The organism is Paenibacillus sp. FSL H7-0331 (genome assembly GCF_001956045.1).
Genome location: NZ_MRTH01000071.1, coordinates 1 through 16,562 on the forward strand (window position 1 = coordinate 1; position 16,562 = coordinate 16,562).

14 protein-coding genes are annotated in these 16,562 nt (G+C 45.6%); 11 read left to right on the plus strand and 3 right to left on the minus strand.

Annotated features, from left to right (window positions below):
- Positions 1–247 precede the first annotated feature (247 nt).
- The 5 genes from BK127_RS40015 (at position 248) to BK127_RS40035 (ending at position 2,631) form a co-directional block, all read left to right on the plus strand.
- On the plus strand, positions 248–604 hold the full coding sequence (locus BK127_RS40015; protein ID WP_076238248.1) for a VOC family protein: 357 nt from the start codon (positions 248–250) through the stop codon (positions 602–604).
- A gap of 2 nt (positions 605–606) precedes the next feature.
- Positions 607–1,170, plus strand: a complete 564-nt coding sequence (locus BK127_RS44315; RefSeq protein WP_076238249.1) for a winged helix-turn-helix transcriptional regulator — start codon at positions 607–609, stop codon at positions 1,168–1,170.
- Between the two features lie 356 nt (positions 1,171–1,526).
- Entirely contained in the window at positions 1,527–1,718 is a 192-nt protein-coding gene (locus BK127_RS45330; protein ID WP_256711664.1) for a hypothetical protein, read from the plus strand.
- Positions 1,703–2,194, plus strand: a complete 492-nt coding sequence (locus BK127_RS40030; protein ID WP_256711666.1) for a hypothetical protein — start codon at positions 1,703–1,705, stop codon at positions 2,192–2,194. The genes BK127_RS45330 and BK127_RS40030 overlap by 16 nt, the downstream gene beginning before the upstream one ends.
- A gap of 152 nt (positions 2,195–2,346) precedes the next feature.
- Positions 2,347–2,631, plus strand: coding sequence for a hypothetical protein (locus BK127_RS40035; protein ID WP_076238250.1), 285 nt, complete (start codon positions 2,347–2,349; stop codon positions 2,629–2,631).
- Positions 2,632–2,644: 13 nt separating this feature from the next.
- Here BK127_RS40035 and BK127_RS45955 read toward each other — a convergent pair whose 3' ends face one another.
- The 3 genes from BK127_RS45955 to BK127_RS40055 all read right to left on the minus strand — a co-directional run bounded on the left by BK127_RS45955 (position 2,645) and on the right by BK127_RS40055 (position 4,621).
- Complete coding sequence (locus tag BK127_RS45955; RefSeq protein ID WP_144026707.1) at positions 2,645–2,827, minus strand: transposase; 183 nt, start codon at positions 2,825–2,827, stop codon at positions 2,645–2,647.
- 55 nt (positions 2,828–2,882) lie between these two features.
- The gene (locus tag BK127_RS40045; protein ID WP_083689951.1) at positions 2,883–3,149 is read right to left on the minus strand and encodes a transposase; all 267 of its coding nucleotides are present in this window, start codon (positions 3,147–3,149) and stop codon (positions 2,883–2,885) included.
- Positions 3,150–3,475: 326 nt separating this feature from the next.
- The gene (locus BK127_RS40055; protein WP_076238253.1) at positions 3,476–4,621 is read right to left on the minus strand and encodes a response regulator; all 1,146 of its coding nucleotides are present in this window, start codon (positions 4,619–4,621) and stop codon (positions 3,476–3,478) included.
- A 732-nt stretch (positions 4,622–5,353) separates the two neighbouring features.
- Here BK127_RS40055 and BK127_RS40065 point away from each other — a divergent pair.
- From BK127_RS40065 to BK127_RS40090, 6 genes are all read left to right on the plus strand, one after another.
- Positions 5,354–10,927 (plus strand): DUF8202 domain-containing protein, encoded by a 5,574-nt coding sequence (locus BK127_RS40065; protein ID WP_179097792.1) that lies wholly within the window; start codon positions 5,354–5,356, stop codon positions 10,925–10,927.
- A gap of 181 nt (positions 10,928–11,108) precedes the next feature.
- Positions 11,109–14,204 carry an ATP-binding protein gene (locus tag BK127_RS40070; protein ID WP_076238256.1) on the plus strand — a complete coding sequence of 1,032 codons (3,096 nt, stop codon included), beginning with the start codon at positions 11,109–11,111 and terminating at the stop codon, positions 14,202–14,204.
- Positions 14,205–14,815: 611 nt separating this feature from the next.
- Positions 14,816–15,457: an NAD(P)H-dependent oxidoreductase gene (locus tag BK127_RS40075; protein ID WP_076238257.1), complete on the plus strand. Its 642-nt coding sequence runs from the start codon at positions 14,816–14,818 to the stop codon at positions 15,455–15,457.
- A 123-nt stretch (positions 15,458–15,580) separates the two neighbouring features.
- Positions 15,581–15,814 carry a (4Fe-4S)-binding protein gene (locus BK127_RS40080; protein WP_076238258.1) on the plus strand — a complete coding sequence of 78 codons (234 nt, stop codon included), beginning with the start codon at positions 15,581–15,583 and terminating at the stop codon, positions 15,812–15,814.
- A gap of 121 nt (positions 15,815–15,935) precedes the next feature.
- Positions 15,936–16,136, plus strand: coding sequence for a GNAT family N-acetyltransferase (locus tag BK127_RS45335; protein ID WP_256711665.1), 201 nt, complete (start codon positions 15,936–15,938; stop codon positions 16,134–16,136).
- 119 nt (positions 16,137–16,255) lie between these two features.
- Positions 16,256–16,562 (plus strand): transposase (locus BK127_RS40090; protein ID WP_144026705.1); only part of this gene is annotated, 307 nt, incomplete at its 3' end.

Here is a 16,562-nt window from a genome sequence, read left to right on the forward strand (position 1 = left end):
TCGATTTCTCGATTTGATACGTGCAAAACAAAAAGAGAAACCCGGTATTTTTAAAATGTCCGGGTTTCTCGACAAGCTGGAACCTCCGAAAGGAGGTTTTTTGTTCTGACATACTTGTAGAATAAATAATCGCAATTTCAATGAGCAAAAACAGATGTTCTTCTCCACTTTAAAATTAAAAGGTAAAAAATCTTTACTACCGTTATTATAGTTAGTATAATAACGGTATCAAAAGGGGGGATGAGCTTTGTATAAACCTGGACTTACGATTTGGTATAATGTAACTAGCATCGAACGCACGTTGGAATTTTACACGAAGAAGCTTGATTTTCAACTGCAGTTTCATGACACAGAGGGTGGTATGGCCATTATCAGTACGAACACGAATGATTGTACAATCGGTTTCTCTGAGGTCGAATCCGTAATTCCTTCAACTTCTTCAACCGTATTTGATGTACATAATCTCGAACGGGCCGTTGAAGGCTTTTCTGGTAAAGGCATTACGTTTATTGGTGAAATCGAAACGATCCCCAACATGGTAAAACTGGCTACTTTTGTTGATCCTGACGGGCATAACCTAATGTTAGCAGAGTCATTGGTTTAACTGTGGATAAGGAGGCGCTCATCATTCAAGCCTCACAGAAGCTTTCGGGTCGGTGGACGATTCCCATATTACTCCGACTGGAATCTAATGGGGGGCGGTTTACTCCCCTCCAGCGACAACTCGACATCGCGCCTGCAAGGTTGAGCGAAAACTTAAAACAGTTGGTTCATCTAGGGATCATCCAGCATCTTTCACCCTACGAACGCCGCCATCCCTTATTACCGGAATACGCGCTTACCGAGGAGGGTAAGCTTTGGAGAGAAATGGCCAAGGCCATCCATATTGCGGAGTCGCATATTGCCCATGGCTCCTTGTCCGCTAAAGCATGGAATATTCCGGTGCTACTAACACTTGGCTTTGAGCACGAGCATTTCCAAGAAATCCGCCGAGTACTGGATCAGGTAACGCCCCGTATGCTTTCTATGCGTCTGGGCGAGCTGAACACGGAAGGTCTCATAAGGAAGCTTGTATCCGAGTTGCCACGGCCTTCATTTCTTTACCAGCTTTCCAGTCATGTGCGGAGTCCCGTTCATCGTCTATCTGTCGATTTGTCTTCTTTGGTCTAACAGAAAGACCCATCTGGTAAATTTGCTCCTGATAGTTCTTTGCGGCGATCTCAAAGAGGCGGTCGATTGTTCAGAAGACGCGCGGGGCTAGTGTTCGATAAATCAATGCCAGTCATTTGTGAAGCGTTTGATGTTTTTTAAGTAGTATCGAGTTCATTCTATATAGCGTCAAACTTTTTGGGTGGTGAAATACCCAATGCTGGGAGAGCGCGTCGCTGGCACTCAAGAGTCAGGGGTTCGACCTCTCTCGTCTCCATACTATAAATCCACAACCGCATGAGGTTGTGGATTCTTGCTCTTTATGACCACCTCTACATACTCATTATTGACGATTACCTTCTGATGTGCCTAAAGATGTGTCTAATCAGCGAGTGCTGTACCTTCCTTCAGACAAACTTGAGCTGCGAGGATATAACGGGAATCTGATTCCAGAGCCGGCGACAATTGAAACGTTAATGAAAACATTAGCCGAGTCGAGCCAGCCTGTCATTATGTCGGGGGAGGAGTTGTCTATTCCGGTGCGTCAGAGGAACTGCTTGAATTCGTAAAGAAGACGAACATACCAGTCGTTACGACATTACTGGGCCTAGTGGGGTTCCAAGTGCGCATGAGCTGTGGCTGGGAATGCCAGGCCATCATGGGACTTACACAGCAAATCAAGCACTTCAAAACGCAGATTTTGCTTGGATTCTCGTTTGCGACTGTACAACATTATTTGTTCCTAATACTTACAATTGGCGCTCTTCACCTGTTAATAAGTGCACCTCTTGCCCTGTTGGCCTGCATATCGCGCGGTTATCTGGTGCCGATCGGCTTTGCATTTACAACTTTGATGCTGGCATTGGTATTCGGGCCTACTGCCATTGGCGCGTATCTGCCCTGGTCTGTACCTGCTTTGCATTTGAAGGAAAACGGCGTCGCATCATTTCCCTTGGTGGGTATCAGTTATTTTCTGGTATTTTTAATAGGACTGACAGGCTTCATTGGGACGGTTAAATGGTTGCAAAGCAGGGAGCAACGATGATTTGCGCTTGGGAGAGGATTATCTGGATCACGTTGGGGGCGACAGCCACAATGAGAGAATTTGAGGTGAAAGTAGCAGAAGTAGCTACTTCATTTATATCAAAACAAGTAGAGTAGATGAAATCTCGGTTTCATTTGAGGAGGATGAAAATAATGAAAATCAACAAGAAGTATAAGTATTGGCTTTTTAATTTTGACCAATCAAATGATGAAAACACATGCCCTAATGAAAATAATAGGAAATGTATTGCTGCGATTTGGGATGATGAATGGCGTGGAATTGAATTACTGGATAAGTCCGATGTTGAATTGAAGGAATATTTGACTCAAGTGATTGATGATTACAATGTATACACAGGTGAAAAAATTAATAGGAATTTAATTAAACATGCTACAACAGAGATGAAGAAGATTAAAGAAGAGCTAAATTTAGTTTAATAAAAACTCTGTTTCATGTACTAGAGTGTGTAAGTTTCCGAGTCGGAATGACGGCGATCGCTTGCTGCTTCTCAATGAGTTCCAGAATGTTGTTTATGTCATAACCTCGAACGGCAATCACCGTCTTGCCGACGAGATCCATATCTTGAAGCATTTCATAGCCTTTCACACAGTCGTGGCTATTGCCAGCGGTCAGTTCATAGCGCGTAGCAGATTACCAACCGCGTCTACGATGGCATGAATTTTGGTCGTTATTCCATCTCTGGAGCGTCCGATTGCCTGGAATTGCTGCCCCCTATTGCACCCGAACCATGCTGGTGGACGCGGACGATGGTGGCATCGATCATGATATGTTCAAAATCAGGAGAAACGGAAACATGCTTCAGAGTTTCATCCCAAATGCCCGCAATCTGCCATCGACGGAAACCCGTATATACCGTCTTCCATGAGCCGTAATGTTCAGATAGGTCTCGCCACGCTCCGGACCTCGCAACCCAAAGCATAGTGTTCAGCATCATACGGTTTACAATTTCCAGAATCAGAACAACGAGATGAGGTACTAGGATTATGCTGCTAAATTATTGGAACGGTTCCTCCCTGAGTTTAAGAGCGATACAAACTACCGATATTTCTTTATTTCGATCATTTGACGATGAAGTTTCTAGGAATGTTGATGCAATTTATTGGCCGCAGTCCGATGAAAGAGGACTTGAGTGGTTGAACAACGAACAAAAACCAAGAAATGATGACTCCCTCCGCTTTATTGCAGAGAATCTACGAGGCCAAATGATATGACTTAGGTATGACTAAGTCTCTGCCTTGTTGATGTCCTCATTCGTCATCCTCATTCGTTAGGGGACAATTTCATTGTCGCTTGTTCGAACCAGTTTACCAGTCTGGCAGGCAAGCCGATCTGAAGCTCATTTGAAAACAGCTGACTCATCTTATGGTAATGCCTCTCCGTTTCTTCACTCTGTCCGATTGACATATAAAGCTTCATCAGCGCAAGTCCGTCATCTTCGTTAAACGGATCCGCATCCTGAATCCGTTTGTATATCACGACCGCCTCCTCCTGCATCCCGGCTTTCTCATAGAATCGGGCTAACGAACGGGCGTGCTGGCACCATAGCTTCCTTAGTCTTTCACGTTCGTCCTCTGCCCACCAGTAACCGTGCTCCTGAAAATAGTCCCCTTCATAAAGTTCAAGCAACCGTCGCAGTTCGGAGTGACTGTGGACCCAATTCCCTTTGCTCGCCTGCCGCAAACCGTTTTCCCATTCATCCACGTCAATCCGAGTGGAGCTTGTGTCGAGCATGTAGCCTTCTTGAATAGTCATATTGCGGATGGTGGCATTGATGCCCATTTGCTTCAAGCACTGTCTGATGTGATAAATCAATGTGTACAAATGACCCGCTGCCTGTTTAACGTCAAGCTCCGGCCACAGCTGCTCCAAAATCGTTTCCTTGCGGACGATATTGCCACGATGGTGCAGTAGATAAGCAAACAGAGCCTGCGTTTTTAACGTCCGCCATTTCGGAATTTCCGGAGACCCGCCGCTACGCTGAAAACGGAGAGACCGAAAACAAAGAATACGAGAAGGCGCTGTTGACTGGATAGCCTCTGGTTTATACAATTTTCTTTGCATCAGCCGCATGATCGTTTGATCCAAACGAGCTTGAAGCAGCGGTTTAAGTAAATAATCGACCGCATTCAGATCGAAACCTTGGATAGCATATTCTTGATGTGCCGTTATAAATACAATATCGACTCCTGGACAAGCCTCCCGTGCTAACTCAACCGCATCGATTCCCGATAGTCCCGGCATGTGAATATCGAAAAATATGACGTCCGGCTGAAGCTCCGGCATTCGCGCAATAGCCTCTCGCGCATTCCGGAACGAACCGACCACTGAAAGCTTGGAATATCCTGATAGCATTCGGTGAATTTGGTTTAGCGCCAGCGCTTCGTCATCGACCAGCATGATCTTCATGTATTTCACTCTCCATAAAAACATATATATTTTTTCTGCGCGATTAGACCCGCTATCTCATACTATCGGCATTTTGGCAATCAATGATTAAAGCTTGTCCGAATAAGCCGCGTTTCCGCAGAAAAAGAGCACAGTTTTTTGAAATATATATGACGGTGTGGGTTATTTTCACGTTCAAGCATCCGCCTCTTTTCCGACCATTATCGTTTAAAGCATGGAAGGTATGCAACCTGCGACAACCGGCATGAAAACAGCGTTGTGAAAGCAACCAAGGCTTGTAGAGAATTTGTATAGATCCTTATGTTAAGATCACACTTGTTGAAATAACATAGATTTTATCGAAATATAGGGATTGTGGTGCATTGGCTCCCTATTGGACAGGAGTGGAACGAGTATGAGAGCGGAATAGAATAAGAACGGCAGTTATTTTACGGGGTTGGGGATGTTTTTTAGTAAGAGGAAGAGGGACTTCGGGATGTGTTCCGGTTTAAGGCGGCCGGGGATCATATTGTCAGGCGTTACGGTTGTCATAAACAACTTTAAAAGTGGAGATTCTTTGTCCGTCGATGAAACTGTGGAAGGAAGCAACAACATTACGGCAGATAAAAGCAATGCTTATAATGGAGTTTCAATACTTAAAGGCAATATTTCAGCAGCAGTTTATCAGTATTATGGTTCGAAGACATGTTGAACGATCAAAGAGAGGATGAGTACAAATTGAAAGAGAAGCAAATGAAGAAAAGAATACCTAATGTGCTGATGTGTTTCTTGTTGTTGTTCCTTCCTGTGCTTCAGATGGCTGTAGGCGGGAGTTCAGCCCATGCGGCAACTGGAACGTGGACGGACATCACCGGTTCGGGAAGCTTTAGCTCTCCCTATGGTGTAGCAGTAGTCAGTGACAATGTGTATATGACAGATATTATCGATAAGAAAATAAAAAAACTGTCGAATGGCAATGTGACGGACATCACCTATTCGGAAAGCTTTACTCGTCCCTTTGGCATAGCAGTAGACAATAGCGGCACTGTATATGCGACGGATAGTGACAATAGCAAAGTAAAAAAACTAACGAACGGAAGTAATAGTTGGACGGACATCACCGGTTCGGGAAGCTTTACTCTTCCCTTTGGCATAGCAGTAGACAATAGCGGCACTGTGTATGTTACGGACAATCAAGCTAACACAATTAAAAAACTGTCGAACGGTAATTGGATAGACATTACCTCTTCGGGAGGCTTTAGCTATCCCGGTGGCGTGGCTGTAGATAGTAGCGGCAATTTGTATGTGGTTGATTCTGGAAATCACAAGGTGAAAAAACTGCCGAACGGAAGTAATAGTTGGACGGACATCACCGGTTCGGCAAGCTTTGACAAATTACAAAACATAGCCGTAGACAGCAGCGGCAACGTGTATGTGACGGATTTTGGCGATAAGAAAATAAAAAAACTGTCGAACGGAAGTTGGACGGACATCACTGGTTCGGAAAGCTTTACTTCTCCCACTGGCATAGCCGTAGACAGCAGCGGCAATGTGTATGTGGCGGATGGCACTAAAATTAAAAAACTGTCAAGTGCCGATACAATACCCTCTGGAATATTCGCATCCGCAGGAACTACTTCATCCCAAGGCAGTACCCCTGTTACGGTTGATGGGAATTTAACTATCAAATATACCGACAATGGCGGTATAGTGCCAGGCGCTACGGTTGTCATAGACAATTTTAAAAGCGGAGATTCCTTGTCCGTCGATGAAACTGTGGCTGGAAGTGACGGCATTACGGTAGACAAAAGCAATGCCGCCAATGGGGTTTTAATACTAAAAAACAATGTTTCAGCAGCAAAATATCAAAATTTATTAAGAACCGTGAAGTATTCAACCACATCTACTGATAAAAGTGACAGAACCATTGGTTTCTCAATGGGGCCCTATCTGTCTTACAGCGGGAACGGTCATTTCTACTATTATATCTCCCTGCCGACTGCTCTTACGTGGAATCAAGCAGTGTCGGGTGCCAGTAGCCAATCCTTCCTCGGGCGGAAAGGCTACCTCGCAACCATAACAAGTCAAGGCGAAAATGATTTCATCGCGCAAAAAACGCAGGGTGTTGGTTGGATTGGCGCAGAAGATATCGGGCGGAAAAACGGAGGATCTGTAACCAACAATCCGGCCGCCGGAGACTGGCGTTGGGTGACTGGCCCTGAAGGCTTGGAAAACAGCGGGAGCGGCAGACCGTTCTGGAACGGTTACAATCCGGGAAGTACAGTAGGTGCGTATGCGAACTGGTTATCAGGAGAGCCAAATAACTACAATGGCTCCGAGCAAGTAGCCCATATTTATGGACCAGGGAGTAATTCGGGCAAATGGAACGATTACCCTTTTAGCAACAACGTTCAAGGCTACGTCCTCGAATTCGGCGGAATGCCGAATGATGACACCAGTATTCAAATAAGCACAACGAAGACAATTGTCGCACCTAAGATCGCAGCTCCGGGCGGCGTAAGCGGCGGTCTGGTCTCGTGGGTTAATGTAGAGAAGAGCGCCGATAACCAAACGGCCGTCGGAAGCCTGAAGGATTTGGCAGATTCCGGCAGAACTTGGTCTCATCAGGCGGCAGGGACTATGCCGTATGCTGCGGCGGCGATCAATTTTAATGCCGGTATTCAAGCTACGGGGGTTAACGGTTATTATAAGGGGGCTTCGTTTGGGACTGCTGATACGCAACGGGAAGTGTTTTCCGTGCAGACCAGCAAAATAACCGACACAGCCAATAGATTCCCATGGGATTTCGGAGGTAACATTGCTTTACAGAATTCAACTTACGGCAACAAGGACGGCAACATTTTAACGCGCTTCGGGTCCGAGGTTATCCGATCTGTTGGAGTCGGCGGCATCGATCTGAAGAAACCTCGTTTGCTTGACGCGTCCGCGACAAATCAGGATTGGGCACTTTCAGTCGATGGCAATCCGTTGCTCCAAGCAACGTCCAACAGCGTTAACTTTGTCCCTCCTGTTCCGAATTTCTATTACATCGGAGCCGGCCACTACAGCATATTCCAGGGTGATATTTCCGAAATTTTCGTATACAATCGCAAGTTGAGCGACCCTGAGAAGCTAAAAGTAAACAGCTATTTGGCTTTGAAATACGGCTTGACGCTAAATGGTGGCAAAACGGATTATACAGCCAGCAATGGCTTAGACAAGATGTGGACGGCAGCCAACAATCAAGGCTACGGCAACCGGATTACCGGCATCGGTCGGGACGACGGCAGCGACTTGCTACAAAAGCAGTCCAAATCGCAGGACCAGGGCGCGCTGGTGACGATCGCATTAGGTGATGCGGTTCAACCGTCCAATGCTGCCAATACCAATAAGATTAACGCTGATTCCTCGTTCCTTACATTCAGCGACAACGGCGCAACCGCCAACTATGAAACCAATGTGCCGGAAGCTCCAGGACATACGTTGAAGCAGTTGAACCGTGTGTTTAAGGTGGAAAAGTCGAATTGGCAGGACCGGAACATCACTTTGAAGCTGGATATGACGGCCGAAAATCCTTCCGTGCTGTACTATCTCATTATCGATGGGGTGAATTCGGGCATTACGCTGAATGCGGCGGGACAAGCTACTTTCGACAGCAGCAGGCTCGGCAACGGCTCCCTGTTCACCTTTGCGAAAGTGTACAAAACCGTTCTTCAGACCAAACTGACTGGAATCAAAAGTTTGACGGAGGCCAACTATGCGCCGGAAAGTTGGGCAACGCTGCAAACCGCGCTGGCTAACGCCAATGAGGTGTTGAACAATCCGGCTTCCACGCAGGTACAAGTCGATGCCGCCTTGGTCGCCTTGGAAACCGCACGGGCCAACTTGATCAGCGATGCTGACAAGCTGAAAGCCACTACGGACAAAATCCAAAACGAGATTACAATTGGCACCTTGATACCGGGCGATTATACGATTAGCAGCTGGGCTAATTTGACCAAGGCGCGGGACGAAGCGAAAGCTTTACTTAACCGCTCGCCGCAAGCTACTCCAGTTGAGCTCGGACAAGCACTATCCGCTCTGGAATTCGCGCGGGGCACTATGGTCGACTTGAGCAAGCTGCGTGCTAAACAAGCAGAGATTGTCGCGGAAAACTTGAATCCAGCAACCTATTCGCCAATTAGCTGGCAAGCGTTGCAACAAGCATTAAACGAGGCACAAGCTGTACTAGCCAGACCTGATGTGACTCAAGCCGAGGTCGATGCGGCAAAGTCCGCGTTGGAAAAGGCAAGAGCTGCTTTGGTTCCAGAGGTTGCTGTTACTGGCGGAATGATGTATGAAGATAAAACCTATCCTACACAAGCAACGATCACGGTGGCTGGCGTTACAGGCAGTGTAAATCAATACACCGGCAAATACGTTGTAAAAGGTGTGACGGTAGGGGTATATCCAGCAAGTATTACGATTACGAACCCTGACAATGCAGCACTTAACGCAACATTTACGGCTATTGCTACCGTAGATGACAAAGGCAACGTCACATTTGGGCCATTTACGCCAAATGTCGGAACACCAGCGGGAATGAGCGTTACAAGCGATGAAAAGGGAACCATTATTGTGCATCCTTCGACCGCTGTTTCAAAGGTGTCCAGTGATATGGTAGCTGCTGTCAATACGAATACATTAGAGGCTTTAAAAGCAGCACATGATGAATTTACTGCTCTCACACCGGAAGAACAATTGCAAATTAGCAGGACAACGGTGGAGAATTTATCGAATGCGATATTGAATTTGCTCCAGGCTTCGTTAAAGATTAGCAGTGCCGTAAGTGGTGTTGTAGACCCTTCTACCACAAGAAATCAATTGGATAATCAAAAGGTTATGCTGCTTACACCTGCAGAAATTGCTCAGGTCCTGAATGGCCAATCTTTGAATGTCACTCTTAATCTGAATGCGACAGATGTGTCTAATAGCACAACTCAAGGAGTATTAGATGACAAAAGCTTAATTAATACCCTTGTTGCCCCAAGTGCGGCTAACATTGGCTTTATGTATGATATTAACATTACCAAAAAAGTAGATGTACTAAACAGCAGTGGTGCAGTGATCAATGCAGGCGCTTCTCAGCTTGTGCCTGTAGTACCGGTGCCGATTAGTATTACACTGACCATTCCAACAAATCTGCTGGGTTATAAGTATTTCGCTATTGTGAGAGTTCATAATGGGCGTACGGAATTCATTCCAGCCTCTGTCAATGGAACAACGGTAACGTTCTCCTCTACCAAGTTTTCGACTTATGCTTTGGTTTACTCAAACCAAATGATATTTGCGGATAACTTGCCGGGCTCAGGACCTTCACTGCCATCAGACAATAATAATGATAGTGGGAGCGGCGGAAGTGGAGGCGGCGGCGGCGGTAGCACCGTGAGTTCCACTGTCACGATTGATGATGTGGCAGGCGGAAAAGTTACTGTAGATAATCCTAACGCTGCAGTCGGAGCAACCGTGACCCTTACTGTTACACCTGATGCTGGATATACACTGGACAAGTTATCAATTACAGATGATAAAGGTAATGTAATCAGCTATACAAGCCTTGGTAACGGTACTTATACGTATATCCAACCGAACGGCACAGTTAAGATTAACGCTACGTTCAAGGCTACGCCAGCATCGGCTACTGATACGGGAGTATTCAAGTTGCTAAATACGATGGAACATTTAGTATATTTAAATGGTTATGAGGATGGAACCTTTAGGTCTGATGCCTCAGTAACCCGTGCTGAAGTAGCTCAGATGTTCTATAATCTTCTAAAAAATCAGGATGTAAATACTTCAGGAGTGCACTTTGCTGATGTACCTGAAAATGCTTGGTATGCAAAAGCTGTGAATACCTTAGCTAGCCTCGGTATTATTAACGGCTATGAAGATGGCTCCTTCGCACCTAATAAGGCCATTACTCGTGCAGAGTTTACAATTATAGCAGTAAGCTTTTCGAATAAAGCTGTAGGCAATAAGACCTTTACGGATGTATTGAAAACCCATTGGGCATATTCCAGCATAGCAACTTCAGCGGAATATGGATGGGTAAATGGCTATCCGGACGGCACCTTTGAATCGGATAAAACCATCACTCGTGCAGAGTCTGCTACGATTGTAAACAGAATGCTTAATCGTCAGCCTGACAGGAAAACCATCGATGCGTCTACCAGCATCAAAGTTTTCAAAGACGTTTCAAATGGCTTCTGGGCATACTATGACATCATGGAAGCAACCAATGCCCATCAATACGAAAAATCAAACGGTATGGAAATTTGGTTACCGTAACAAAACGCCATTGATTTAGTAACAAAACAAGAAAGCCCGCCAATGTTTCGAATATTGGTGGGCTTTCTTTACATTCCATTGCGACAGAAGGAATTCATGCTGTTCTTGTCGAAAATATGAACTCCAGCATTTGCAAGCAGATGGTGGGGTTGCTCGGCGAAATGTTGGGAGTGAGCTCTGAATGACACGGTTAAAAAACAAAACTGCCCTGAAATATACTGCGACGTTCATCCTATTTCTCTCTATACTTCTCGGAATCCGGTGGCTTTGGTCCGGGATTTTTCCTGCGCCTGAACATCCGAGAGCGGTTCAAGGCGTGCTCGATCTGCGTGACTGGGACTTCGCAAGCTCCCGTTCCATTACGTTGAAAGGCGAGTGGGATTTTTATCCAGAAGCCTTCATCACGCATGAAGACAAACGTTCGCAATCCCTTGACAAGCGTTATATTCAGGTTCCTGGAGATTGGCGAAGCGCCATGCCGGAAGGGTCAAAGTCGTCGTTCGGATATGGGACGTATCGGCTGCGCATTCTTGTCGATCCTTTGCCGCAACAGACTTTCGAATTCTGGATTCAGGAAATTCAAGCCTCTTCAGTTGTTGAATTCAACGGTCAGATAGCAGGAGTCGGCCAACCGACTGAGCAAGCGAAAACGTATACGCCCCGCCGGATTTCTTATACCCCGCTCTATAAGGCAAACGGAGTGAGTGAGATCGAGCTGCTTGTACGCGTTGCTAATTTCGAAAATCCGTTTAACGGTGGCATTGTCAGGGACATCCGCTTCGGGTCGGATGCGGCCATCGATACCGAACGCTGGAGCTCCATTGGCTTTCAGGTTGTGACATTCATGATACTGATGTTGTATGGCTTGTATGCCTTGATGTTATACGTGTTCAATCGGCAAAAATCGTTTCTTGTCTTCTTCATGCTGCTTCTGGTCTCCGGTCTTTCGATTGTGTCCGATAACGACAGCCTCCTGCTGGTATGCATGCCATTCATCAGCTATGCATGGGCGATGAAAATCAAGTTGCTCTCGTACACGTCGATCCCCTTTTTTTTCCTGCTGATGGTCGCAATATTTGCCAAGCTCCGAACCAACACGGTTTGGTTTCGTACGTACGCGGTTGTTTTCGTGTTCTATTCGGGGGTTGTGGCGGTCATGCCGCCGCCGCTCATTTACTATACGATTGAAGCTAACGTATTCAGACTTCTTTATTGGTTCCCAATGGCCTGGGGTATCTATCTGATCGGCAAAATGATAGCCAGAAATCAGCCTGGCGCTACCTTTCTGCTGCTTGCCGCCACGAGTATGTTATCCAGCTCCGCATGGGGATTGCTTAATCCTCGCTCGGTAATAACGGGTGTCTACTACCCGTTTGACGTGCTGGCGGCTATCATCAGTTTTTCCGCTTACTGGTTTAAGCAGTATTTTCGCAATTCCGAAGAAAACGCCAAGCTGAACGAGCAGTTAAGGATGGCAGACAAACTGAAGGACGATTTTCTGGCGAACACATCCCATGAATTGCGCAATCCGCTGCACGGAATGTTGAATATGGCGCAAACGGTTCTTGACATCGAAAAACATGCGCTGAGCGATAAGAGCGCCAGAAATTTGGAGTTGATGATCACCGTCGGCCGGCGCATGTCGTTTATGTTAAATGACCTGCTCGATTTGACGCGTCTCAAGGAGGGCATCGTCCGCCTGCAGGTGCAAAGCGTTCAGGTGCAAGCGGTCGCTTCCGGCGTATTCGACATACTTCGCTTCATGACCGACGGCAAACCGATCCGGCTGGTTAGCGAGATACCGAATGAATTTCCTCCTGTGATGGCCGATGAAAACCGACTCGTTCAAATTTTGTTCAATCTGGTTCACAATGCGATCAAATTTACTAACGAAGGGACAATCACCATCCGAGCGGGCGTTAAGGGCGGGAAAGCGTACGTTAGCGTTGCAGATACAGGTGTCGGCATGGACGCGGAAACGCTGCAAAGAATCTTTAAATCGTACGAGCAAGGCGACTCCGGCATAACGGCGGCTCCCAGCGGCGGCCTCGGTCTCGGCCTCAGCATTTGCAAGCAGCTCGTCGAGCTGCACGGCGAAGCGCTGGAGGTCAGCTCTGCCCCCGGCGAAGGCGCGGTATTCACATTTGCTTTGGCACTGTCCGATTCGTTGTCCGTTCAACCGGAAATGAAAGCTGCGCCGGCTCTATTAGCCACTTATATGGAAACAGGCGCTGCCGGCTCGAATGTTCAATACGACGAAGATACGGATACGCCAAGTTCCGACTCTACAGATAGACCGATCGTATTGGCTGTGGACGACGATCCGCTTAACCTGAAAGTAATGGAGGACATTTTAGCTGCGCATAACTTCGATATCGTTGCGGTTACGAGTGGCAAGGAAGCATTGTCCCAACTGAAAACAAGAGAGTGGGATCTGGTCATTGCCGACGTCATGATGCCTCATATATCTGGATATGAGTTAACGCGCGCCATCCGCAAGCGCTATTCGAGCTCGGAGCTGCCCATTCTGCTTCTGACCGCACGCAACAAGTCTGAAGATATTGCCGCAGGATTTTTGGCGGGTGCCAACGATTACGTAGTAAAGCCTGCAGATACGATGGAATTGATAGCTCGAGTGCGGGCACTAACCGATGTGCGCCGTTCGATGCGCGAACGGCTGCGTATGGAGGCGGCCTGGCTGCAGGCGCAAATACAGCCGCACTTTTTATTCAACGCGCTCAATGCGATCGCTGCGCTCAGTGACATCAATCTGAACAGAATGCGCCTTTTGATCGATGAGTTCGGCAATTATTTGCGGGCGAGCTTCAATTTTACAAATTCCGAACGGCTTGTTCCGCTTGAGCAGGAACTGGCTCTCGTCCGTTCATATTTGTATATCGAGAAAGAACGCTTCGATGAAAATTTGGAAATTGTTTGGGAAATAGAGGCGAGCATAATGCTGAAGATACCCCCGCTTTCCATTCAGCCGCTCGTGGAAAACGCCGTGCGGCACGGAATAACGGGGCGAACGTTGGGAGGAAGGATCCTTATTCAAATTACCGAATATGAAGACCACATAGAGGCAATTATTTCCGATAACGGTGTGGGAATGGACGAAGCAACGATGCAGCGATTATTACACAGACGTTCGGAGGACAGGCAGGGAGTCGGTCTGTTTAATGTCGACTGGCGGCTGAAACAAATGTACGGGAATGGATTGAAAATTCATAGTTATCCGGATCAAGGCACGACCGTTTCCTTTGTTGTGCCGAAGTGATTGATTAAGGCTCGACAACCACCATGTAGCGTCACAACGCACGCCTCAGGATCTGCGTGCGTTGGAATAATAATACCGTTACGGGTGAGACAAAAGATCTCAAGAACGTCTCTGTCGTGGACGGAACTTTACCCTTCAGTGAGGACGGTCTAGTTCCATCTGAGGACCATAACTATAAGATCACTGCTGTTAGAAAAGCCGCTGTACTGAAATTGTTATTGGTGAAAAAGAGGTTAATGTGCGTAAAGAATCAAACCTGTTTCTGGCGGAGCAAAAACCAATGTTGACGAAGGAAACAAGTAACTATTAAGAAACAATTTCTTGTCATTATTACGATAAGTATTTATATCTTATGTCGATTGGGGGGAAGTTACGGAAGATACGATCAAACGAGTAGCAGTGGTTCAGAGCATAGCCGAAATCGTGTACTGTAAAACATAATGTCCTGAAATTGCAATTACCTAAGATTTCCCGCTTTTTACTACCCCGCTACCGATTGAACCATCATTTTCAAAAAGCCATAAAATAATAACTTGTTTTTATGTCACACATTGAAGTCGCCAATTGTCTTATCAGTGTCCAAAAAAGCAAATTAAAGGAGACTGACCAAAATGGCAACAGTATTGTATATTACAGCTCATCCGCTAGATCACCAGGACTCTTATAGTTTAAGTGTTGGAAAAGAATTTATTAATGAATATCGAGAAGCTAATCCTACCGATGAAGTACTGCATCTCGATCTTTATCAAGTAATTATCCCGCAAATTGATGCAGATGTATTTAGCGGATGGAGAAAATTAAGTTCTGGTACTGATTTTAATCAGTTGAGCACAGAAGAAAAAGCGAAAGTAAGTCGTCTAGGTGAACTGGTAGACCAATTTGTTGCAGCAGATAAATATGTATTTATTAATCCAATGTGGAACTTTTCTTTCCCGTCAGTTATGAAAGCATATATTGATTCTATATGCGTTGCGGGGAAAACCTTCAAATATGTTCAGGATGTAGGTCCAGTTGGATTACTTGGTGATAAAAAGGCTGTGCATATTCAAGCAGCTGGTAACTTCTATTCGCAGGGGGGGCCATTTGCAGATTTTGAAATAGGCCATCGTCACTTAACTATGATTATGAAGTTTTTTGGTGTTCCTTCATTCGAAGGTATCTTTATCGAAGGTGTTGCTGTAACGCCGGATCAAGCCCCGTCAATAAAAGAGAAAGCCATCCAGCAAGCTCGTGAATTAGCTCGAAAGTTTTAAACAACTTATCTAGTATTCTAGTAAAATAGTGATATTAATTTAATTCGGATTGTCTCTTTTTTTAGGATAATTCTAGCTAGTAATCGAGATGAAAATTGAACGTTAAAAGGAGTGCGATAAGAAGTGGAAGATCAATTCAAGCGATATGTTGGGAAAGATATCGAAGTTTTATATTACACGGAAAAATGTACTCATTCTGGAAATTGCTTAAGCGGGTCACCTGGAGTATTCGATGTAAATAAGAGACCTTGGGTTCATGCTGATGGAGATACGGCTGATAATATTGCATCTCAAATCCATAAATGTCCAAGCGGCGCGTTGGAATATATAAGGAAGGATGTACCTAAAAGTGGGTGACTACGATGCTCGAAATAAAAAAAGATACGAATGTTTTTCATGTGTGGGAACAGGATAAATCCATTATGTTCACAGTGGAAATGACATCAATGTAGTAGACCATACTATTGTTTTCGATAGTTTGCGCGGTCAAGGCGTAGGTCAGTTGTTAGTGAAGCAAGTAGTAGAATTTGCTCGTGCCAAAGAGATTAAGATCACACCATTATGTCCCTTCCCCAGAAGTCAATTTGAGCGCCATGAAGATTACGCTGATGTATTGTTGAAAAAAGCAGGTTCACTATTTTTGTATGAAGCTATGAATCGAGTAGGAGGGGACGGCTAGTCCCCGACCTCTTACACCACCGTACGTCAGACTGTCTAACAATTATTCATAAATCTTTGTTGTTGGCATGGAAATGAATGGTCTTTGTCGAATCTCTATATAAAAGGAGATGAGCGTTTATGCCTTTTATCAAAGGTGAAGATAGAAATCAAATTCATTTACTTCCAAATACGTTGGATGACTTTGTCGAAGAAGAAAGTCCTGTACGAGTCATCGACGCTTACGTCGATTGTTTGGCTCTAGAAGAATTGGGGTTTCAGGTGTTTTCGGGAGCCAGAGCGGGCCAAAAACCTTATCGTCGGGAAGATCTTCTGAAGCTCTATCTTTACTGTTATATGAATGGTATTCGTTCTTCTCGTAAAATGGAAACCGAAACGAAAAGAAATATTGAACTGATGTGGTTAATTAGCAAGCTCCAGCCAGACC